General features: G+C 65.2%; 17 protein-coding genes. 8 read left to right on the top strand and 9 right to left on the bottom strand.

What is annotated here, in order from left to right:
* The first annotated feature begins 16 nt into the window (after positions 1 to 16).
* Positions 17 to 1,720: a long-chain-fatty-acid--CoA ligase gene (locus tag CF161_RS18020; RefSeq protein ID WP_020298023.1), complete on the top strand. Its 1,704-nt coding sequence runs from the start codon at positions 17 to 19 to the stop codon at positions 1,718 to 1,720.
* A gap of 130 nt (positions 1,721 to 1,850) precedes the next feature.
* On the opposite strand, the gene CF161_RS18015 is transcribed toward CF161_RS18020, so the two are convergent.
* Positions 1,851 to 4,949, bottom strand: a complete 3,099-nt coding sequence (locus tag CF161_RS18015) for an efflux RND transporter permease subunit (protein WP_020298022.1) — start codon at positions 4,947 to 4,949, stop codon at positions 1,851 to 1,853.
* A 12-nt stretch (positions 4,950 to 4,961) separates the two neighbouring features.
* Positions 4,962 to 6,116, bottom strand: a complete 1,155-nt coding sequence (locus tag CF161_RS18010) for an efflux RND transporter periplasmic adaptor subunit (protein WP_020298021.1) — start codon at positions 6,114 to 6,116, stop codon at positions 4,962 to 4,964.
* A 180-nt stretch (positions 6,117 to 6,296) separates the two neighbouring features.
* Here CF161_RS18010 and CF161_RS18005 point away from each other — a divergent pair, with 180 nt between their 5' ends.
* The 5 genes from CF161_RS18005 (at position 6,297) to nudC (ending at position 10,982) form a co-directional block, all read left to right on the top strand.
* Positions 6,297 to 6,998: a response regulator transcription factor gene (locus CF161_RS18005; protein ID WP_020298020.1), complete on the top strand. Its 702-nt coding sequence runs from the start codon at positions 6,297 to 6,299 to the stop codon at positions 6,996 to 6,998.
* 4 nt (positions 6,999 to 7,002) lie between these two features.
* Positions 7,003 to 8,301, top strand: a complete 1,299-nt coding sequence (locus CF161_RS18000) for an ATP-binding protein (protein WP_020298019.1) — start codon at positions 7,003 to 7,005, stop codon at positions 8,299 to 8,301.
* Between the two features lie 110 nt (positions 8,302 to 8,411).
* Positions 8,412 to 9,191 carry a class I SAM-dependent methyltransferase gene (locus CF161_RS17995; protein WP_020298018.1) on the top strand — a complete coding sequence of 260 codons (780 nt, stop codon included), beginning with the start codon at positions 8,412 to 8,414 and terminating at the stop codon, positions 9,189 to 9,191.
* A gap of 141 nt (positions 9,192 to 9,332) precedes the next feature.
* Positions 9,333 to 10,145, top strand: a complete 813-nt coding sequence (locus tag CF161_RS17990) for a crotonase/enoyl-CoA hydratase family protein (RefSeq protein WP_020298017.1) — start codon at positions 9,333 to 9,335, stop codon at positions 10,143 to 10,145.
* 6 nt (positions 10,146 to 10,151) lie between these two features.
* Positions 10,152 to 10,982 (top strand): NAD(+) diphosphatase, encoded by an 831-nt coding sequence (gene nudC / locus CF161_RS17985; RefSeq protein ID WP_020298016.1) that lies wholly within the window; start codon positions 10,152 to 10,154, stop codon positions 10,980 to 10,982.
* 168 nt (positions 10,983 to 11,150) lie between these two features.
* Here nudC and CF161_RS17980 read toward each other — a convergent pair whose 3' ends face one another.
* Both CF161_RS17980 and CF161_RS17975 read right to left on the bottom strand, forming a co-directional pair.
* Positions 11,151 to 11,930 carry a TSUP family transporter gene (locus CF161_RS17980; protein ID WP_020298015.1) on the bottom strand — a complete coding sequence of 260 codons (780 nt, stop codon included), beginning with the start codon at positions 11,928 to 11,930 and terminating at the stop codon, positions 11,151 to 11,153.
* Between the two features lie 154 nt (positions 11,931 to 12,084).
* Positions 12,085 to 13,323, bottom strand: a complete 1,239-nt coding sequence (locus tag CF161_RS17975; protein ID WP_020298014.1) for an acyl-CoA dehydrogenase family protein — start codon at positions 13,321 to 13,323, stop codon at positions 12,085 to 12,087.
* 344 nt (positions 13,324 to 13,667) lie between these two features.
* Between CF161_RS17975 and sfnG the strand changes: the two genes are divergently transcribed.
* Positions 13,668 to 14,759, top strand: coding sequence for a dimethylsulfone monooxygenase SfnG (gene sfnG / locus CF161_RS17970; protein ID WP_020298013.1), 1,092 nt, complete (start codon positions 13,668 to 13,670; stop codon positions 14,757 to 14,759).
* A 40-nt stretch (positions 14,760 to 14,799) separates the two neighbouring features.
* On the opposite strand, the gene CF161_RS17965 is transcribed toward sfnG, so the two are convergent.
* Positions 14,800 to 15,279 carry a nuclear transport factor 2 family protein gene (locus CF161_RS17965; RefSeq protein ID WP_020298012.1) on the bottom strand — a complete coding sequence of 160 codons (480 nt, stop codon included), beginning with the start codon at positions 15,277 to 15,279 and terminating at the stop codon, positions 14,800 to 14,802.
* A 186-nt stretch (positions 15,280 to 15,465) separates the two neighbouring features.
* Between CF161_RS17965 and pssA the strand changes: the two genes are divergently transcribed.
* Positions 15,466 to 16,809: a CDP-diacylglycerol--serine O-phosphatidyltransferase gene (gene pssA / locus CF161_RS17960; protein WP_020298011.1), complete on the top strand. Its 1,344-nt coding sequence runs from the start codon at positions 15,466 to 15,468 to the stop codon at positions 16,807 to 16,809.
* A gap of 54 nt (positions 16,810 to 16,863) precedes the next feature.
* Here pssA and CF161_RS17955 read toward each other — a convergent pair whose 3' ends face one another.
* The 4 genes from CF161_RS17955 to efeO (CF161_RS17940) form a co-directional block, all read right to left on the bottom strand.
* Positions 16,864 to 18,078 (bottom strand): MFS transporter, encoded by a 1,215-nt coding sequence (locus CF161_RS17955; protein WP_020298010.1) that lies wholly within the window; start codon positions 18,076 to 18,078, stop codon positions 16,864 to 16,866.
* Between the two features lie 186 nt (positions 18,079 to 18,264).
* Positions 18,265 to 19,089, bottom strand: coding sequence for an iron uptake system protein EfeO (efeO, locus tag CF161_RS17950; RefSeq protein WP_020298009.1), 825 nt, complete (start codon positions 19,087 to 19,089; stop codon positions 18,265 to 18,267).
* A 28-nt stretch (positions 19,090 to 19,117) separates the two neighbouring features.
* The gene (gene efeB / locus CF161_RS17945; RefSeq protein WP_020298008.1) at positions 19,118 to 20,431 is read right to left on the bottom strand and encodes an iron uptake transporter deferrochelatase/peroxidase subunit; all 1,314 of its coding nucleotides are present in this window, start codon (positions 20,429 to 20,431) and stop codon (positions 19,118 to 19,120) included.
* A gap of 17 nt (positions 20,432 to 20,448) precedes the next feature.
* Positions 20,449 to 21,654, bottom strand: a complete 1,206-nt coding sequence (gene efeO / locus CF161_RS17940; protein WP_020298007.1) for an iron uptake system protein EfeO — start codon at positions 21,652 to 21,654, stop codon at positions 20,449 to 20,451.
* Between the last annotated feature and the right edge of the window lie 6 nt (positions 21,655 to 21,660).

Raw genomic sequence — 21,660 nt, 5'->3', positions numbered from 1 at the left:
CAACAAGGAGACTGCCATGAGTGTCGTAAGCCTGCACCCCGCTGAACGCATCTGGTTGAACGCTTATCTGCCGGGCGTGCCGACCGATATCGAAGCCGAGATCGACCGCTACCCATCGCTGCGGGAAGTGTTCCTGGAGCATGTGGAGAAATACCGCCAGCGCGTGGCTTACGTCAGCATCGGCACCGAGATGGGTTATGACCAATGGGAGAAACGGGTCTTTGCCTTCGCCGCCTGGCTGCAATCGAAGGGGGTGAAGAAAGGCGACCGGGTGGCGCTGATGATGCCCAACTGCCTGCAATACCCGATCTGCCTGTTCGGCACGCTGTTGGTCGGGGCGGTGGTGGTCAACGTCAACCCGCTGTACACCGCCCATGAACTCAGGCACCTGCTCAAAGACAGCGGTGCCGAGACCGTGGTCATCTTCGAAAACTTCGCCCACACCCTGGAGCAGGCGCTGCCCGGCAGCCGCCTGAAAAACATCGTGGTTGCCGCCATTGGCGACCTGCTGGGCACCTTCAAAGGCGCGGCGCTGAACTTTGCCCTGCGCCACGTGCAGAAACAGGTGCCGCGCTTCAACTTGCCGGGTTCGATCCGCTTCCCGCAGCTGATGAAACTGGCCAGCGTGCTCAGCCATCAACCGGTTGCGCTCAAGCACGACGACATCGCCTTTTTGCAATACACCGGCGGCACCACCGGCGATGCCAAGGGCGCGATGCTGACCCATCGCAACATCCTGGCCAACCTGATGCAGGCCAAGGCCTGGGTCGGCAATCAGCTGGACGAGAACCAGCAGGAAACCAACGTCACCCTGTTGCCGCTGTACCACGTGCTGTCGCTGACGGTGAACTGCCTGATGTTCATGTGCCTGGGCGGGCGCAACATCCTGATCGCCAACCCCCGGGACGTGAAGCGGGTGCAGATGATCCTGCGCAAGGAGAAGTTCAGCGGCATTGTCGGGGTCAACACCCTGTTCAACGGCCTGCTGGAAAACGAGGAGTTTCGCGGCCGGGATTTTTCCGGGCTGAAACTGGCAATCGCCGGCGGCATGGCCACCCATACGGCGGTGGCCCGGCGCTGGAAAGAGGTGACCGGGGTGCCGATCATCGAAGGTTACGGCCTGACCGAGTGTTCGCCGGTGGTGAGCATCAGCCCGATCGACATTGCGCGCATGCGCGAGGGGGATTTCACCGGCACCATCGGCGTGCCGTTGCCGTCGACCTGGGTGCGCTTCGTGCGTGAAGACGGTGAACTGGCGGAGCTGGGCGAGGAGGGCGAACTGCAGGTGCGCGGGCCGCAGGTGATGAAGGGTTACTGGCAGCGCCCGGAAGACACCGCCAAAGTCCTGGACCGCCATGGCTGGCTGTCCACCGGTGACATCGGGGTGATGAACGAGCAGGGGTTTATCCGCCTGGTGGACCGCAAGAAAGACATGATTCTGGTCTCGGGTTTCAACGTCTACCCCAACGAGATCGAAGACGTGGTGGCCCTGCACCCGGGAGTGGCCGAAGTGGCGGCGATCGGGGTCGAGGACGGGGTGAGCGGCGAAAAGGTGAAGATCTTCGTGGTGCGCAAAAACCCCAGCCTGACCCAGGAACAGCTGCTGGCCCACTGCCGCGAATACCTCACGGGCTACAAGGTGCCGCGTTTCGTCGAGTTCCGCACCGAAGAGTTGCCCAAGACCACGGTTGGCAAGGTGCTGCGTAGAGCCCTGCGATAGGGGGGGCGAGCCTGAGGCAGCGGCTACAGGTGTTGTAGCCGCTGCCGCCAGGCTCGGGCCGCGTTCGGACTCTGGCCCTGAAGATCACCGCCAGGCATCAGCTGTACCCGCGGCATACCCCATGACCCGCTCAATCCTCGGTTTTGCGCCGCCCCACCAGCTTCATCACCACCACAAAAAACACCGGCACGAAGATCACCGCCAGGGTCGCGGTGATCATGCCGCCGATCACCCCGGTGCCGATGGCTTGCTGGCTTGCCGAGCTGGCACCGGTGGCGATGGCCAGGGGCACCACGCCGAGGATAAACGCCAGGGAGGTCATGACAATCGGCCGCAGCCGCAGGCGCGCGGCTTGCACCGTGGCGTCCACCAGGTCGTGGCCTTCGTCGTACAGGCTCTTGGCGAACTCGATGATCAGGATCGCGTTCTTCGCCGACAGGCCAATGATGGTGATCAGCCCGACCTTGAAGAACACATCGTTGGGCATGCCACGCAAGGACACCGCCAACACCGCGCCCAGCACCCCCAGTGGCACCACCAGCAGCACCGACGTCGGGATCGACCAGCTTTCATACAGCGCAGCCAGGCACAGGAACACGATCAACAGCGACAGCCCCAGGAGCATTGGCGCCTGGCTGCCCGAGAGGCGTTCCTGCAGCGACAGCCCGGTCCATTCCTGGCCCAGCCCGGTTGGCAGTTGCTCCACCAGGCGCTGCACTTCGGCCATGGCTTCGCCGGTGCTGTGACCCGGGGCCGGCTCGCCGGAAATGCTAATCGCCGGGTAGCCGTTGTAGCGGGTCAACTGCGCCGGGCCCTGGACCCAATGCGCGCGGACGAAGGCCGACAGCGGCACCATCTTCCCGGCGTTGTTGCGCACGTGGATCTTCATCAGGTCGGCAACCTGGCTGCGCTGATCGCCTTCGGCCTGAACCACCACCCGCTGCATGCGGCCCTGGTTGGGGAAGTCATTGATGTAAGCCGAACCAACGGCCGTGGACAGCACGTTACCGATATCGGCAAAGGAAATGCCCAGGGCGTTGGCCTGCTTGCGGTCCACCTCCAACTGCACCTGAGGCGCTTCGGCCAGGGCGCTTTCACGGACGTTGGTCAGGATCGGGCTTTTTTCCGCCGCCGCCAGCAACTCGCTGCGCGCTGCCATCAAGGCCGCATGCCCCAGGCCGCCCCGGTCCTGCAAGCGGAACTCGAAGCCGCTGGAGGTGCCCAGGCCGTCGATGGGCGGCGGCAACACGGCGTAGGCCACCGCGTCCTTGATCTCGCTGAGGGCCGCGTTGGCCCGATCGGCAATCGCCATCGCCGAATCGTCGCTGCCCCGGGACGACCAGTCCTTGAGGGTGGTAAAGGCCAGCGCCGCGTTCTGCCCGCTGCCGGAGAAGCTGAAGCCGAGGATCACCGTGCTGTCGCCGACCCCGGGCTCACCGGCGTTGTGCGCTTCGATCTGTTCCACCACCTGTACCGTGCGGTTCTTGCTGGCACCGGGTGGCAACTGGATATCGGTGATGGTGTAGCCCTGGTCTTCCACCGGCAGGAACGAGGAGGGCAGGCGGCTGAACAGCAGTCCCAGGCCCACCAGCAGCACGCCATACACCAGCAGGTAGCGTCCGCTGCGTTTCAGCGCGTGCACCACCCAGCGCTGGTAGCCCTCAGTCAGGCGTTCAAAGCGGCGGTTGAACCAGCCGAAGAAACCGCGTTTTTCCTGGTGTTCGCCTTTGGCCAGGGGCTTGAGCAGGGTCGCGCACAGCGCCGGGGTCAGGGTCAGGGCGAGGAAGGCCGAGAACAGGATCGAGGTCGCCATCGACAGCGAGAACTGCTGATAGATCACCCCCACCGAACCTGGCATGAAGGCCATGGGGATAAACACCGCCACCAGCACCAGGGTGATGCCGACAATGGCCCCGGTGATCTGCTGCATGGCCTTGCGCGTGGCTTCCTTGGGCGACAGGCCCTCGTTGGCCATGATCCGTTCGACGTTCTCCACCACCACAATGGCGTCATCCACCAGGATGCCGATGGCCAGCACCATGCCGAACATGGTCAGCACGTTGATCGAGAACCCCAGCAGCAACATGGTGGCGAAGGTGCCCATCAGCGCCACGGGCACTACCAGGGTCGGGATCAGGGTGTAGCGGATGTTCTGCAGGAACAGGAACATCACCGCGAACACCAGCACCATGGCTTCGACCAGGGTGTAGACCACCTTGGTGATCGAGACCTTGACGAAGGGCGAGGTGTCGTAGGGGATCTTGTATTCCACGCCCGCCGGGAAGAAGCGCGCCAGCTCGTCCATTTTCGCCCGCACCCGGGTCGCGGTGCTCAGGGCATTGGCCCCGGGCGACAGCTGCACGCTGACCGCGGTCGACGGTTTGCCGTTCAGGCGCGTGGAAAACTGATACTCCTGGCTGCCGATCTCGACCCGTGCCACATCGCCGATGCGCACGGTGGAACCGTCCTGATTGGCCCGCAGCACGATGTCGGCGAACTCCTGGGGCGTCGACAGCTGGCCCTTGACCAGGATCGAGGCGGTGATTTCCTGGGTCGAGCGGGTCGGCAGGTCGCCGATGCTGCCGGCCGAGACCTGGGCATTCTGCGCGGCGATGGCGGCGCTGACGTCAGCCGGGGTCAGGTTGAAACCAATCAGCTTCTGCGGGTCGACCCAGATGCGCATCGCCCGTTCGGAACCATACAGCTGCGCCTTGCCGACGCCATCCAGGCGGCGGATCTCGTTCATCACGTTGCGCGCCAGGTAGTCGCTGAGGGCCACGTCATCCAGGCGTCCGTCGCTGGAGGTCAGGGTGATCAGCAGCAGGAAGCCCGCCGAAACCTTTTCCACCTGCAAGCCTTGCTGGGTCACGGCCTGGGGCAAGCGCGGCTCGACCGCCTTGAGCCGGTTCTGCACGTCGACCTGGGCCATCTCCGGGTTGGTCCCGGGCTGGAAGGTGGCGGTGATGGTGGCGCTGCCGAGGCTGCTCTGGGATTCGAAATACAGCAGGTGATCGGCGCCGTTGAGCTCTTGCTCGATCAGGCTGACCACGCTTTCGTCCAGGGTCTGGGCCGAGGCGCCGGGGTAGGTGGCGTAAATTTCCACTTGCGGCGGGGCGACGTTGGGGTATTGCGCCACCGGCAATTGCGGAATGGCCAGGGCACCGGCCAGCAGGATGAACATCGCGACCACCCAGGCGAATACCGGGCGGTCGATAAAGAATTGCGGCATGGGGGTTCCTACCTACTGAGCAGCCTGGGCGAGGGGGAGAGGGCTGTCGTCGATCTGTACCAGCTCGCCGGGGCGGGCGTGCTGCACGCCTTCAACCACAATGCGGTCACCGGGCTTCAAGCCCTGGGTGACAATCCAGCGGTCCTGCAGCACCTGGCCCAGTTGCACCGGGTGCTGGCTGACGCGCAGTTCGCTGTCCACCAGCAGCACCTGGGCGATGCCGGCGCTGTCACGCAGGATGGCCCGTTGCGGCACGCTGATGCCTTGCTGGTTCACTGCCTGTTCCAGGCGCACCCGGACAAAGCTGCCGGGCAGCAGGTCGAGGTCGGGGTTGGGGAATTCGCTGCGCAGGATGATCTGCCCGGTGCTGGGGTCGACGCTGATATCGGCGAACAACAGCTTGCCCGGCAGCGGGTAGAGGCTGCCGTCGTCCTGGATCAGGGTGGCCTTGGCCTGGTCCTGGCCAACCTGCTGCAACTGCCCGGCGCGGAAGGCCCGGCGCAGGTCGTTGAGTTCGCGGGTCGACTGGGTCAGGTCGGCATGGATCGGGTCCAGCTGCTGGATCAGCGCCAGGGGCGTGGTTTCGTTCTGCCCGACCAGTGCGCCTTCGGTCACCAGGGCGCGGCCGACGCGCCCGGAAATCGGTGCGGTGACGGTGGCGTAGCCCAGGTTGAGCCTGGCCCGCTGCACCGCCGCCTGATTGGCCGCGACCTCGGCGGCGGTCTGGCGCGCATTGGCCCGGGCGTTGTCGTATTCCTGGCCGCTGATGGCCTGGTCGTCGACCAGTTGCGCGTAGCGCTGTTCCTGCAGGCGTGCCTGGAAGGCATTGGCTTCGGCCTTGCGCAGGCTGGCCAGGGCGCTGTCGAGGTCGGCCTTGAACGGCGCCGGGTCGATGCGGAACAGCACCTGGCCCTGCTTGACGTCACTGCCCTCGCGGAAGGTGCGTTGCAGCACCACGCCGGCCACCCGGGCGCGGACCTCGGCGATGCGCGGCGCGGCAATCCGCCCGCTCAGCTCACTGCTGATCGACAGGGGCCGGGCCTCGATGGTTTCGACCCGGACCTTGGCCGCAGGCGGTTGTTGTTCGCTGTCGGCGGAAGGGCCACAGGCGCTCAGGGTCACGGCCAGGGCGACCAGGCCAAGTTGCGCAAACAGGTTTTTCGACATGCTGATACCCCAATAATGACCCCGGCATGCTAAGGGCAAGGGTCAAGGGGCGCTGTGAAGCTCTGTAGGTGCTGTGTGAAAAAGTGTGAAGCGGGCACGCGCTGGGGCCTGAGGTTGTATATCCTCTGTGCCCCTCGTGAACTTTCGCCGCATGCTCGTCGGCAATTTCTGGACGTCCCCATGCCCAATATCCTTCTGGTCGAAGACGACACCGCGCTGTCGGAGTTGATCGCCAGCTACCTGGAGCGCAATGGCTACCAGGTCAACGTGATCAGCCGCGGCGACCAGGTGCGCGAACGGGCGCGGGTCAGCCCGCCGGACCTGGTGATTCTCGACCTGATGCTGCCCGGGCTCGACGGCCTGCAGGTGTGTCGCCTGTTGCGCTCCGACTCGGCGACTCTGCCGATCCTGATGCTCACCGCCCGTGACGACAGCCACGACCAGGTACTGGGCCTGGAAATGGGCGCCGACGACTACGTGACCAAACCCTGCGAGCCCAGGGTCCTGCTGGCCCGGGTACGCACCCTGTTGCGCCGCAGCAGCCTCAGCGAACCCCAGAGCGCCAGCGACCGGATCCTGATGGGCAACCTGTGCATCGACCTTTCGGAGCGCAGCGTGACCTGGCGCGAGCAGCCGGTGGAGCTGTCCAGCGGCGAATACAACCTGCTGGTGGTGCTGGCGCGGCATGCCGGTGAAGTCCTGAGCCGCGACCAGATCCTGCAACGCCTGCGCGGCATCGAGTTCAACGGCACCGACCGTTCGGTGGACGTGGCGATTTCCAAGCTGCGGCGCAAATTCGACGACCACGCCGGCGAGGCGCGCAAGATCAAGACCGTATGGGGCAAGGGCTACCTGTTCAGCCGCTCCGAGTGGGAATACTGAGTCCATGCTGCGGATCCTGATCCGGCTGTACCTGATCACCATCGTCACCTTCAGTGCCGCCATCTACCTGATCCCCGACCTGGTGGTCAGGGTGTTTCACGAGCGCTTTCTGAATTACAACCTGGACCAGTCCCGGGGCCTGCAAAACCTCATCATCAAGCAGTTCCACGCGGTGCCGGCCGAGCAGTGGCTGAGCCTGGCAGCACAGATGGACCAGGAGTTCCAGCCGCTGCACGTGGCCCTGGTGCGCATCGACGACCCCGACTTCAGCCTGTACGAGCGCGAGCGCCTGGAGCGCGGGGAAAATGTCGTGCGCGTCGGCGATTGGGGCTGGCGGACCCTGGCGGTGGCGCCGCTGGATGGCCAGCAGGCGGTAAAGCTGGTGGTGCCGCCGGACCCGCTGGACGTCAACCTGCTGTACTGGAGCATCAACGTGCTGATCGGCGCGGCGTTGCTGGCGTGCCTGCTGTTCTGGCTGCGCCCGCACTGGCGCGACCTGGAGCGGCTCAAGCGCACTGCCGAACGCTTCGGCAAGGGCCACCTGGGCGAGCGCACGCACATCGCCCCCAGTTCCAACATCGGCAGCCTGGCCCATGTCTTCGACACCATGGCCGGGGATATCGAAAACCTCCTCAACCAGCAACGGGACTTGCTCAATGCGGTGTCCCATGAGCTGCGCACGCCCCTGACCCGGCTCGACTTCGGCCTGGCCCTGGCGCTGTCCGACGAGCTGCCGGCGCCGAGCCGCGAGCGCCTGCAGGGCCTGGTGGCCTATATCCGCGAACTGGATGAACTGGTGCTGGAACTGCTGTCCTACAGCCGCCTGCAAAACCCGGCGCGCCTGCCGGAGCAGGTCGAGGTGGCACTGGACGAGTTCATCGACAGCATCCTGGGCAGTGTCGACGATGAGCTGGAATCACCGGACATCGTCATCGATGTCCTGCTCAACGGCGCCCTGGAGCGTTTCACCCTTGACCCGCGCCTGACTGCGCGGGCGATCCAGAACCTGTTGCGCAACGCCACACGCTATTGCGAGAAGCGTATCCAGATCGGGGTCCAGGTCAGTGCCGAGGGCTGCGAGATCTGGGTCGATGACGATGGCATCGGCATTCCCGAGGCCGAGCGCGAACGGGTGTTCGAACCCTTCTACCGCCTCGACCGCAGCCGCGACCGCGCCACCGGTGGTTTCGGCCTGGGCCTGGCCATCAGCCGCCGGGCCCTGCAAGCCCAGGACGGCACGCTGACCGTCGAGGCCTCGCCATTGGGCGGAGCGCGCTTTCGCCTGTGGCTGCCCAACCCCTAGCGGGTTCCCGGTGCTGGTGCCGAGCTGAAACTGACATTTTCTTCATGGGCCGCCAGGGGCGGGCAGGGCTAAGCTGAGCGCCATCGGCGATCCATCAGGAGCAGCGGACCATGAGCGAATCAACCCCAGCCATTCACCACTCGGCCGCTGACGGCTACAAAGGCGCGGCGGACACCTATGTGCGCGGCCGCCCGGATTACCCGCCACCACTCGAACAATGGCTGCGTGACACCCTGGGCCTGGGCCCCGGCCAGGTGGTGCTGGACCTGGGCGCGGGCACCGGCAAGTTCACCGGCCGGCTGCTGGCCACCGGCGCCAAGGTGATCGCGGTGGAACCGGTGGCGCAGATGCGCGCCAGGCTGGCGGCGGCCTATCCCGCGGCCGAGGCGCTGGATGGCAGCGCCCTGGCGATCCCCCTGGCGGATCAGTCACTGGACGCGCTGGTCTGCGCCCAGGCCTTCCACTGGTTTGCCAGCCGCGAGGCGCTCAGCGAAATGCAGCGCGTGCTCAAGCCTGGCGGCCGGCTGGGCCTGGTGTGGAACCTGCGCGATGCCCGGGTGCCGTGGGTCGCGCGCCTGGACAAGATCGTCAACGCCCTGCAGGGCGATACCCCGCGCTACTACACCGGAGCCTGGCGCGCGGCCTTTCCCCACCCTGGCTTTACCCCGTTGCAGGAACAGCACTTCAGTCACGGCCACAGCGGCGCGGTGCAGGACGTGTTGTTCAATCGGGTGCGCTCCACCAGTTTTATCGCCGCCCTGGGGGAGACGGAGCGGGCGCTGATCGATCGCCAGATCCAGGTCCTGATCGACAGCGAGCCTGAGTTGCGAGGCAAGACGCAGCTTACGGTGCCCTACGAAACCGCGGCCTTCTGCGCGATAAAACGTTGAGCCGGCGGAGGCGATAGCGGCCTGCAACTGGCCGCCAGGGCGCTGCCAGTCCCGCTTTTGGCCGATGCGCTGCCTTACTGGGTGGCGGCGGTGCTTGCTATAGTTCGGCCCTCATTTTCTGCCCAGTAAAGGATCACTGCCATGTCCGAATATCAAGCCTTTCGCGTCGAACTTGCCGACAACATCGCCCATGTGCAGATCAACCGCCCGGAAAAGATCAACGCCATGAACGCTGCGTTCTGGAGCGAGATCGTCGACATCTTCCGCTGGATCGACGACACCGACGCCGTACGCGTGGTGGTGCTCAGTGGCGCCGGCAAGCATTTTTCCTCGGGCATCGACCTGATGATGCTGGCCGGGGTGGCCAACGAACTGGGCAAGGACGTGGGGCGTAACGCTCGTCTGCTGCGGCGCAAGATCCTCAACCTGCAAGCCTCGTTCAATGCCGTGGACAGTTGCCGCAAGCCGGTGCTGGCGGCGATCCAGGGTTATTGCCTGGGCGGTGCCATCGACCTGATCGCCGCCTGCGACATGCGCTATGCCGCCGAGGATGCGCAGTTCTCGATCAAGGAAATCGACATCGGCATGGCCGCCGATGTCGGCACTTTGCAACGTTTGCCGCGTATCATCGGCGACGGCATGTTGCGTGAACTGGCTTACACTGGCCGCACCTTCGGCGCCGAGGAAGCGCGCGGCATGGGCCTGGTCAATCGCACCTACAGCGACGCCGCCAGCCTGCTTGACGGGGTGATGGGCATTGCCCGCGAGATCGCCGCCAAGTCGCCGATCGCCATCAGCGGCACCAAGGAAATGATCAGCTACATGCGTGACCATCGCATCGACGATGGCCTGGAATACATCGCCACCTGGAACGCCGCCATGCTGCAATCCACTGATTTGCGCGTGGCCATGGCCGCCCATATGAGCAAACAGAAACCCGAATTTCTGGATTGAGTGACTATGACTTCACGCTGGACCACAGCAGTACTGGATATCGACCTTCCCGGCGGCTGGGCCGTGGCCCGCAGCCGGGATGGTTTTCTGTGCGACGACAACGGCGCGCTGTTTCCCCGGGAATGGCTCAAGCGCCAGGACCTGTCGATCCTCACCGAGCACGGCATCGGGCATCTGGATGGCGAGCCGGTGTACCTGCTGGAGCTGAGCCATTCCAGTGAGGTGCCGGGCTGCAACTGGAAAGGCTTGCGGGCATTCATGCTCGAAGGCGACCACACCCTGTACAAGGTCCTGGGTTATGCCGCGCAGATCGGCACCTGGGCCCGCGAGCACCGCTTCTGCGGCAACTGCGGGCAGCCGATGCATCAAGTACCCCGGGAGCGGGCGATGTACTGCGAGCCCTGCGACTTGCGCAGCTACCCGCGGATTTCGCCGAGCATGATCGTGCTGATCACCCGGGGTGACGACGTGCTGCTGGCACGCTCGCCGCGTTTTGTGCCGGGGGTCTACAGCACCCTGGCCGGTTTCGCCGAGCCTGGGGAGTCGGCGGAGGAATGCCTGATTCGCGAAGTGCGCGAAGAAGTGCAGGTCGAGGTGCAGAACATCCAGTACGTCGGCAGCCAATGCTGGCCGTTTCCCCACTCGATGATGCTGGGCTTTCACGCCGAGTATGCCGGTGGCGAGATCGTGCCCCAGGCCGATGAGATCGAAGACGCGCAGTGGTTCAACATCCGCAGCCTGCCGCCATTGCCTGCCTCGCGCTCGATTGCGCGCTACCTGATCGACCTCTACGTCGCCCAGCGCCTGGGCCTACCCGAGCCCATCCTCCCAACCTGAGCAGAGCGCCTGTAGCCGCTGCCGCAGGCTGCGCTGGCCATTCGCAACAACGCAATACTTCAGGAATAACGCTGGCGCCTGTACCGGCCAGCGCAGCCTCGTGCTGCTCGGCAGCGGCTACAGCTGGCCATTCGCAATAACGCAACGCTTCAGGAATGACGCTCGCTGTCAGGCGACGCTGAACCAGTGTTGCCAGGCCAGGCGTACGGTCAGGCCCAGGACCACGGTGATGAACACCGGGCGAATGAATTTGGCGCCGCCACTGATGGCGGTGCGGGCACCGAAGAAGGCGCCGACCATGACCGAGAGGCCCATGCACAGGCCGATGATCCAGTCCACCTGCCCGGAAAACACAAACACCGACAGCGCCGCGGCGTTGCTGACGAAGTTCATGCTGCGCGCCACACCGCTGGCCTTGACCAGGTCGATGGGGTAGAGCAGCAGGCTGCTGACGGTCCAGAAGGCGCCGGTGCCGGGGCCCGCAATGCCGTCGTAGAAGCCCAGGCTGAAGCCCTGGGTCGATTGCCATTTCTTCTTGATCGGTGCATCGCTGTCCAGCGGTGCCTTGGGCGTGCCACCGAACAACAGGTACAGGCCGCAGGCAAAAACAATCACCGGCAGCATCTTGTTCAGCCACTCGGCAGGCAGGTAATGGGCGACCACCGCACCCGCCAGTCCGCCCACCAGGGTGCCGACGATGGCGTGGGTCCACTGCCGTGGGTGGAACAGCTTGCGGCGGTAGAAGGTAAAGCTGGCGGTGGCCGAGCCGAAGGTCGAACTGAGCTTGTTGGTGCCCAGCACCAGGTGGGGCGGCAATCCGGCGGTGAGCAGTGCCGGGGTGGTGAGCAGGCCGCCACCGCCGGCAATGGCGTCGATAAAGCCGGCGATAAAGGCTACGAGGGTGAGAATGGCGAGGGTGGTCAGGTCTACGCTGAGTTCGAAAGGCATGGGTTCGGCTTATTTCGGCGGGAAGCGCAAAGGGGGGCTGCGCGAAAGACCGACATATTACCTGCAACCCAGGTCGCCATGCGACCGTGACCGACGCTATTGCACACTGGCCGCAGCGCGGGCCCCTTCACCAAAGGGCCCCGGCTGCATCGTCCTAGGCTTTCTGCGGGCCGTTGCCGATCTGCCAGACAAAGGGAGGTTCGCTGCCGTTGATCACCCAGTCGCCGATGATCCGTGCCTTGTAGATCACCGGGTTGTGCGAGGACACGGTACGGGCATTGCGCCAATGGCGGTCGAGGGCCTTGCCCTGGCGGATGTCTGACGCCCCGAGGGCGTTGAACAGCTGGGTGGTGGCGCGCTGGATCAGTTCGCTGACCACCACCTGGGCGGTGGCCGATTCGATTTCCGCGGCGACGTTGGCTGCACGCTCCAGCGCCTCATCCCCGGCAAAGCGTGCCAGGTAGGCACGTTGCGCCGGCTCTGCGGCGCGCACCGCGCTGGCTTCGGCGGCGTACACCCAGGCCGCGACTTCGCCGACCACCTGCTGCACCTGGGGGTCTTCGCTGACCCGCGGCGCATTGCCGTGGCTGTAGATGCGCTTGCGGCTGCGCACTTCATGGGCCACGTCGCGCAGCGCGGCGCGGCCGATCCCGGCCAGGGTGGCCAGCAGCACCAGTTGGTAGAAGGCGGTCTGGTACTTGAAGCGGGTGGCGAAGTCGATGACGTTCTCGGCATCGACCACGGCATCGCGAAAGCGCGAAGTGCCGCTGCCCGTGGTGCGCTGGCCGAAACCGTCCCAGTCATCGCTGTGCTCGATGCCCGGCTGGCGCGCACGCACGGCCGCGATCACATCGCCGCCGGTGTCGCTGCGCTGGGCGTAGACGTCGATCCAGTCCGAGAAAATGCTCCCGGTGCTGTAGAACTTCTCGCCATTGAGCTTCCAGGCGTCGCCGTCGGGCGAGACCTTGGTCACCACATCGCCAATCGCCACGTTGCCGATCTCGGTCCAGGCGCAACCGACGATGTCGCCCTCGACGAAACGCTTGAACCACAGGTCCCGTCCCGGACCCGGGGCGGCGTTGAGGCGGTCCTCGGCAAAGGCGAAGTGCCCGCGCAGGGCCTGCGGCACGTTGGAGTCGGCTTCAGCCAGCTCGATCAGCAGCTGGAACAGTTGCGGCAGGGACGCGCCGCCGCCACCGTATTCCACCGGCACCCGCACCGCGCCGAACCCGGCCTGCTTCAGCCACTGGATCGGTTCATGGGGCAGGCTGCGGCTTTGTTCGCGTTGCACCGCGCCGTCGGCGATCTGCTTGAAGATCGGGCGAAAGCGCGCGGCCAGGGCCTCGTAGTCGACGCCAATGGACAGCGGGTTGATTACCTGGTGTTCGGTCATGGGACGGTTCCTTGAATCGGCAGTTGAAGACAGGTGTCTGTCCAGACGTTTGCACACTCCATGCCGCAGTCGCCGGCCCCGGTTTTTCTGGGGCCGGCGCTGGCTGTCGGGCTGGCAACTGTTGCTCGGCCAACAGCGCTTCAACAAATCGCTGTCTTTCATGGTCAGTGGCCGGGGTTTGGCGCGGCCTCCAACCGGCCGCGAACGCCCCCCGCCAAACAGCGCCCGATGGCCGTACTCCGCCCGCTACAGGCCATGGGAGTCGGGCCAGCGGGCGCAGCGCTGGCAACTGGCACGCTTGCTGCTCTGCTACCCGTACCTTCTCAAGTCCCGAGGACAAGCCAATGAGTCAGCAAGCCGTCAAATTTGCCTACTGGGTGCCCAACGTCAGCGGTGGGCTGGTGGTCAGCAAGATCGAACAACGCACCGACTGGGGCATCGACTACAACCGCAAGCTGGCGCAACTGGCCGAAGCCGCCGGTTTTGAATACGCCTTGACCCAGATCCGCTTCACTGCCGGTTATGGGGCCGAGTTCCAGCATGAATCCGTGGCGTTCAGCCATGCGCTGCTGGCCGCCACCAGCACGCTCAAAGTGATCGCGGCGATCCTGCCCGGGCCATGGCAGCCGGCGCTGGCGGCCAAGCAATTGGCGACTATCGACCAACTGACCAATGGCCGCATCGCGGTCAACATCGTCAGCGGCTGGTTCAAGGGTGAGTTCCAGGCCATCGGCGAGCACTGGCTGGAGCACGATGAGCGTTATCGCCGTTCCGAAGAGTTCATCCGCTCGCTGAAGGGCATCTGGTCCCAGGACAACTTCACCTTCAAGGGCGACTTTTACCGGTTCGACAACTACAGCCTCAAGCCCAAGCCCCTGGGCCAGCCGGAAGTCTTCCAGGGCGGCAGTTCACGTGCGGCGCGCGACATGGCGGCGCGGGTGTCGGACTGGTACTTCACCAACGGCAACACGCCGCAGGGGATCAAGGCCCAGGTCGACGACATCCGGGCCAAGGCCGCGCTGAACAACCATTCGGTAAAAGTCGGGGTCAATGCCTTTGTCATTGCCCGGGATACCGAGGAAGAGGCCCGCGCAGTGCTGGCGCAGATCATCGACCAGGCCGACCCCGAGGCCGTCAACGCCTTTGGCGATGCGGCAAAGCAGGCGGGCAAGGCCTCACCGGAAGGCGAGGGCAACTGGGCCAAATCCACCTTCGAAGACCTGGTGCAGTACAACGACGGCTTCAAGACCAACCTGATCGGCACCCCGCAGCAGATCGCCGAGCGCATCGTCGAACTCAAGTCGGTGGGGGTGGACCTGGTACTGGCGGGCTTCCTGCACTTCCAGGAAGAGGTGGAATACTTCGGCAAGCGGGTGTTGCCACTGGTGCGCGAGCTGGAAGCCAAGGCCGCGGCACAGCGCGAACAGGCCGCCTGATTCGCCGCGCGGGGCCGCCAGTGCCCCGCGCAGGCCTTGGTTACAACCCCAGCTCGCTGAGGCCCGGATGCTCGTCCGGGCGCCGGCCCAAAGGCCAGTGGAACAGCCGTTCGCTGGCCTTGATCGGCAGGTCGTTGATGCAGGCGTAACGCTTGGCCATCAGGCCCTGTTCGTCGAACTCCCAGTTTTCATTGCCGTAGGAACGGAACCAGTTGCCGGAGTCGTCATGCCATTCGTAGGCATAACGCACGGCGATGCGGTTATCGGCAAAGGCCCAGAGCTCCTTGATCAATCGGTAGTCCAGCTCCTTGGCCCATTTGCGGGTCAGGAAAGCCTTGGCTTGGGCGCGGTCATGGATGAATTCGGCGCGATTGCGCCATTGGGTGTCCAGGGTATAGGCCAGGGACACGCGCTCGGGGTCGCGGGAGTTCCAGCCGTCTTCGGCCAGGCGAACCTTCTGCAGCGCCGACTCGCGGCTGAACGGGGGCAGGGGCGGGCGAACTTCTGGGGCAGATGACATCGGGCGTCTCCAGTCAGGGTTGCGTGCAGGGTGTGTTTACACCCTTGTCGCGCTGGCGCCAACTGCCGGCCAGCCGCGGCGGGTCGTCGGTGGCATCGATAGCGGCCGTGACCACAGCCACAAGACCCGAGCGGTCGCTTGGTGTAAGCTCGTCGGCTCTTTGGATTTCGAGCCACTGCGAGCCCTATGCCGTCGCTTTTCAAACGCTCCCTGCTGCCCAAACTGCGCAGCTTTCCGTTGACCGCCGATGCCGTCACCATTCTTTCCGGCGCTGCCGAGTTCCGGCGCTGCTTGCTGGAACAGATCGCTCAGGCTACCCAGCGCATCTATATCGTCGCCCTGTACCTGCAACAGGACGAAGCCGGGCAGGAAATCATGGATGCCCTGCACGCCGCCAAGGCTGCCCGCCCCGAGCTGGACGTGGTGGTCGTGGTGGATTGGCTCAGGGCCCAGCGCGGCCTGATCGGCGCCGGCAAGCAGCCGGGCAACTCGGCCTGGTATCAGGACATGACCCGTACCCACGCCAGCGAAGTGCCGGTGTACGGGGTGCCGGTGCAAACCCGCGAGCTGTTCGGCGTGTTGCACCTCAAGGGCTTTGTGATCGACGACTGCGTGATCTACAGCGGCGCCAGCCTGAACAACGTCTACCTGCACAAATTCGACAAATACCGTTTCGACCGTTACCACCTGTTGCGCAACCAGGCCCTGGCCGACTCGATGCAGCACCTGGTGCAGCACGGCCTGGTGGCCTCGCGTGCGGTGCATCGCCTGGACCTGCCCGGCCTGCCGACCACCCGCAGCCTGCGCAACGACATCGGCGACCTGCGCAGCCGCCTCAAGCATGCGGCCTACGACACCAGCGCCGGGAGCGTGATCAAGGGTGAATTGTCGGTCAGCCCGTTGCTCGGCGTGGGCAAGAACAACCCGCTGAGCCGGGTGATCTGCGAACTGATCGCCAGCGCCCAGCAGCAGTTGACCATCTGCACCCCGTATTTCAACCTGCCGTTGGCGGTCACCCGCGAGATCAACCGGGCCCTGGCCCGTGGGGTGAAGATCGACATCATCGTCGGCGACAAGACCGCCAACGACTTCTACATCCCGCCGAGCGAGCCGTTCAAGGTCATCGCCGCGCTGCCTTACCTCTACGAGATCAGCCTGCGCCGCTTTGCCAAGCGTCATCAGCGGGCGATCGACAGCGGCCAGCTCAACCTGCACCTGTGGCGCGACGGCGATAACACCTACCACCTCAAGGGCATGTGGATCGACCAGCGCTACACCTTGCTCACCGGCAACAACCTCAATCCGCGGGCCTTCCGTCTCGACCTGGAAAACGCCTTGCTGCTGGACGACCCCAAAGGCGAGCTGCTGGAACCGCGCGGCGTCGAACTGGAGGAGATCTTCCGTCACACCCGGCGCATCGAGCACTTCCAGAACCTGGAAAGCCTGGTCGACTACCCGGCGGCGGTCGGCAAATTCCTGCGCCGGGTCAGCCGGGTACGGATCGAACGCCTGCTCTATCGCATCCTCTGATCCGGCCGGCGCCGGTGACCACAGCCCTGGGCTGCGGTCATGGGCGCTGCCCGGTCAAACGGGCCGGGGCGGGGTTTTGCTGTCCGGCCACAGGGCGACCAGGATCAACAGCAGCGCTGCCATCAGGTACGGCAGCCGTGGCTCGACGGCATAGATCAGGGCGCCCGTCAGCGGTCCGATCACCGCCCCGAAACCTTGCGCCGCGCCAATCGAGCCGGCGGTAGCCCCTTGCTCCGACGCCTCCACGGCATTGGCGGCGAGGGCCGAGAACGAGGGGAAGATGCCGCCCATGCCCGCCGCCGCTACAAAGTACGCCAGCCACAGGCCCCAGGCGCTGTCCACCAGCATGCTCCCGGCATAACCGCAGGCAGCAATCAGGGCGCCGACGCGGATCATCCGCAACGGCGGCCATTCCAGCTTGCGCACCACCAATTGCGCGCAAATCAGCGCCACTCCGACCATGGCCAGGGCGATGCCGGCGGCTTGCGCGGCGTCGGCCGGGTTCAGGCCGAGACGGTCAAGGGCGTAAAAGCTGACGGTGATCTGCGACACCGACACACACAGCATGGCCACGAACGCCACCGCCATCGGCTGGCGCAGGCGCGGATCGGACAGGCGCACCGAGCGTGGCGGCTGCTTGAGGTGCAGCTCCTGGCGCGGCAGCTTGAACAGCAGCACCAGGAAGGCAATCAGCGGCAACAGGGCCATGGCATACAGCGGCAGACTCAGGCTGATTCTGGCCAGCATCGCGGCCAATGCCGGCCCCAGGACCAGGCCCACGGCATTGGCGGCGCCCAGGGTGGCCATGGCGCGGGCGCGGTGCTCGGGTTCGACGTTATCGGCGATCAGGGCGAAACCGCCCACCGGCACCGCGGCATAAAAAACCCCGACCAGGCCACGCCCGAGCATCAGTCCGATAAAGGCCAGCCACATGCTTGGCAGCACCCGCAGGGAGACGTCGATAAACAGGCACAAGGCCCAGTAGGCGAGGGTGAAGCCGGCCGTGCCGACCAACAGCACCCGACGCCGGCCAAAGCGATCGCTGGCCGCGCCCCAGGGCCGGGCCAGAAGCACCCAGATCACCCCGGACACGGTCACGGCGGCGCCGGCCTGCCAGGTGGCCAGTGCCAGCTCGCGCGACAGCGGGCCGATCAGCGAGACGAAAGCCATCATCGACATGGTGCAGGCCATGTACGCGATCATCAGTGGGAACAGTTTGAACGGGGTGGCGGTCAGCGGCTTAGAGGTGGTGGCCGTTGAACTGGGCATAAAAAATCATCCATGAGGAGCGGGCGTTTCGCGACCTTATACAAGCAGCGGGCGAAGGATCAGGGGTGTTGGCGCGGCTGATGGTAGCCCGACCGGGCGCGCGCGGGTACCGGCGAGTGTGTGCAGATGCTTAAGGGGCAAAGCCGCCGCCGGCATAGTCTGCCGGCGCGACAGGGGCAGTGGGGGTCAGTTCAGGCCCAGTTTGCCGCGCAGGGTCGACAGGTCTTCGGCCAGGGTGTTGACCGGGCCGACCAGCGCCTTGCGATCGTTTTCCTTGACCTTGTCATAGGTCTGGAACCCACCGTCGGCGGTTTTGTACTTGGCCAGGATCTTGTTCACCGTGGCGAAGTTCTTGTCGACCTTGGCCACGAAGGCCTTGTCCTGCTTCTCGATCTGCGGACGGAACAGGTCAACGATTTTCTTCGCGCCGTCGATGTTGCCCTGGAAGTCATACAGGTCGGTATGGCTGTAGCGGTCTTCTTCACCGGAGATCTTGGTCGCGGCCACTTCTTCAAGCAGGGCGGCGGCGCCACCCACGACTTTTTCCGGAGGGAAGGTCAGGCCGGCCACGCGGCTCTGCAGGTCCTTGACGTCCTTGTTCAGGCCGTCGGCCAGTTCGTCCAGGCCCTGGGTGCTGTTTTCCGAGAACAGCGAATATTCCAGGCGGTGGAAGCCGGTGAAGTCCTCGGCCTTGACGCCTTTCTCGTGGTCGTCGACCCGGGAGTCGATGGACGCATCGAGGTCACTGAACAGCTCGGCAATCGGCTCGATCGACTCGTAGTACACACGGGTCGGGGCATAGAGCTTCTTGGCAGTGGCCAGGTCGCCTTTTTTCACGGCGTCGGTGAATTGCTGGGTGTGGCTGGCGAGCTCGTCGAGCTGTTCGGTGACGTAGATCTTGTAGTCGGAAATCGGCCCCACCAGTTCCAGCGGCGACGTGGCGGCAAACGCCGACAGCGGAACATGGAGCAAGCCAAGGGTCAGCAACACAGCGAGAGGCGACTTTTTCATGGGACGTTTCCGTGGGGGGTGGGTTGTTTCAAGCAGAGGTTTTGGGTTGTGTGGCGTTGAGCAACGTGCGACCGATAAAGTCCTGGTCGCCGGTCACCCCCGGCAGGGTGAAGAAATAACCGCCGCCGACGGGCTTGAGGTATTCCTCCAGGGGCTCGCCGTTGAGCCGGGTCTGGACCGCAATGAAGCCTTGCTCCAGGTCAGCCTGGTAGCAGATGAACAGCAGCCCCATGTCCAGCTGGCCGTTCTTGTTGACGCCGTTGGAGTAGTTGAACGGGCGGCGCAGGATCAGGTTCTTGTCGGTTTGCGCGGTGCGCGGGTTGGCCAGGCGAATGTGCGCATCGAGCTTGGTCAGCTTGCCGTGGGGGTCCTGCTGGTAGTCGGGGACCTGGGTTTCGTGCTGGCCGCCCATGGGCGCGCCGGTGGTCTTGATTCGGCCGATGATGCTTTCCTGCTCCTGCAGCGGCGTGCGGTCCCAGCGCTCGACAAAGTTGCGGATGATGCGCACTGCCTGATAGCTGCCGTGGGCGGCCCAGGCCGGTTCGTCGCTGCCCGGCTGGACCCACACCAGCCGCGTCATGGCGCTCTGGTCGTTGGAGTCGGGGTTGGCCGAACCATCGCGAAAACCCAGGAAATTGCGGGCGCTCTGCGCCGGTTCGCCGGCGCGGACCGGGGCCTGGGGCGGTACGCTGCCTTCCTGTTTCCAGCGCACCAGCAGCAGGTCCGGCAGGTTTTTCACGATGTCGCGCAGGGCGTGAATGTTGGTGTCGGTGGTGTTGGAGCAGAACTGCAGGCTCAGGTCGCCATGGCAGCAGTCGGCTTCCAGGGCGTCGTTGGGAAAGCCGACCATGCGGATCAGGCGCTTGGGTTTGGCGTCGCCCAGGCCGAAACGCTCGTCGAACAGCGACTCGCCGACCGAGACGGTGATGGTCAGGTTGTCCGGGGTCACCACCGGACCCAGGATGCCGGAGTCGGGCGGCGGCAGTTTCGGGTCGATCTCGGCCACCGGGCCGCCGCGCATCAGGAAGCTGATGCGCTCGTTGAGGGTGCGGAACAGGCGCTCCAGGTCGTCGCGGTCGCTGGCCAGGACGTCGAACGACACCAGCATGCCGGCTGCCGGGCGCGGGGTGACGATGCCGCTCTGGTGCTGGCCGTGAAAGTCGTGGCGGTCCTGGGTTTTGTCGCTGCTCGGCGCCTCGGTGACCTGGGCCGGTGTGCTGGCCGCCATCGCCGGGCAGCTCAGGGCCGAACCGGCCAGGGCGACGCCGGCGGCGCCCATGCCCAGTAGGACGCGGCGACGCTGGGCGGAAAATGACGGGTGTTGCTGATCTGAATCGTTCATTTCACAAAGTCTTCTGCTTACAGGCCGGACAGGCCAAGGGCGGGATCGATGGCATCCAGTGCGTCGGCCAGTTGCTTGGCCTGGTCGGCAATCTGCTGGCGCTGAGTGGCACTGACGCTGTCGTAGGTGCGGTAGCCGTCGTCCACGCGCAAGGCGGCGAACCGGGCATCCAGCCCACTGATGGCGCTGTCGATCGGCGGCAACAATTCAGCGGCGGCCTTGCTCAACAGAGGGCGCAACAGGTCGACGACCTTGCGCGTGGTTTGCAGGTTGCTGGCAAAGCCATTGAGGTCGCTGTGGCTGTAGCGTTCTTCCTCACCGCTGACCGCGCGCACTTCAGCCAGGCTGCGCAGGTTGCGGGCGACCACGCTGACCAGTTGCTCGGGTGGCAATGACTGGGCCAGCAGTTGCTGCTTGAGGCTGCTGACATCGTCGAACAGGCGCTGAGCCACGGGGGCCATACCGCTCAGGTCGCGTTGCTGGAACAGGGCGTATTCGAGGCGGTGGAAGCCCTGGAATTGCGGGTCCTGCTCGCGCTTTTCAAAGTAATCGGCGCGGGCATTGATCGTGTTGTCCAGCTCGGCCAGGCGTTGCGCGGCCGGGGCCAGGCGCTGGTAGGCCGCACGGGCCGGCAGGTACAAGGCCTGGGCCTGTTGCAGGTCGCCCGCCGCCACGGCTTGCTGCAGGGCGCCGACCGCCTTGATCAGGGCGCTGCTCTGGCTGCTGAGGTAGACCCGGAACTCCGACAGCGGGCCGATAAACGCCACCATCGAAGGGCGCGCCTTGGCATTGGCGTCGGACTCGGCCGTCGGCGTCACGTGCAGGGTGCCGCGCGGGTTGCTCAGCAGGCCGCAGGTGATGGCGTAGTCGCCGGGCAGCAGGTTGGCGTTGATCACCTGGCTCAGGCCCGGGGCGATGTTCTCGCGCTCTTCGACCACCAGCACGCCGTCAAGGATTTCCCATTCCACGGCGCGCTCGGAGCGGTTGACGATCCGGAAGCTGGCTCGCCCGGCCGGCACGCTCAGGGCGTTGGGCTCGCAGCTGTGGGGGTGGATGGTGACAGTGATTTCACCCTGGTTCTGGTTGCTCAGGCGCTTGCTGGCCGCGAGCTGCGAGGCGTAATAGAACAACCCGCCGGCGGCGATCATCACGATCACCGAACCGGCTACCGCCCAGCGCAGAGCGCGGGGTGGCGAGGCCTTTGGGGATGCTTGCTGGGTCATGGAGAA

The organism is Pseudomonas sp. CF161 (genome assembly GCF_000416215.1).
Lineage (GTDB): Bacteria > Pseudomonadota > Gammaproteobacteria > Pseudomonadales > Pseudomonadaceae > Aquipseudomonas.
This window is presented reverse-complemented; position numbering and strand designations above follow the sequence as displayed.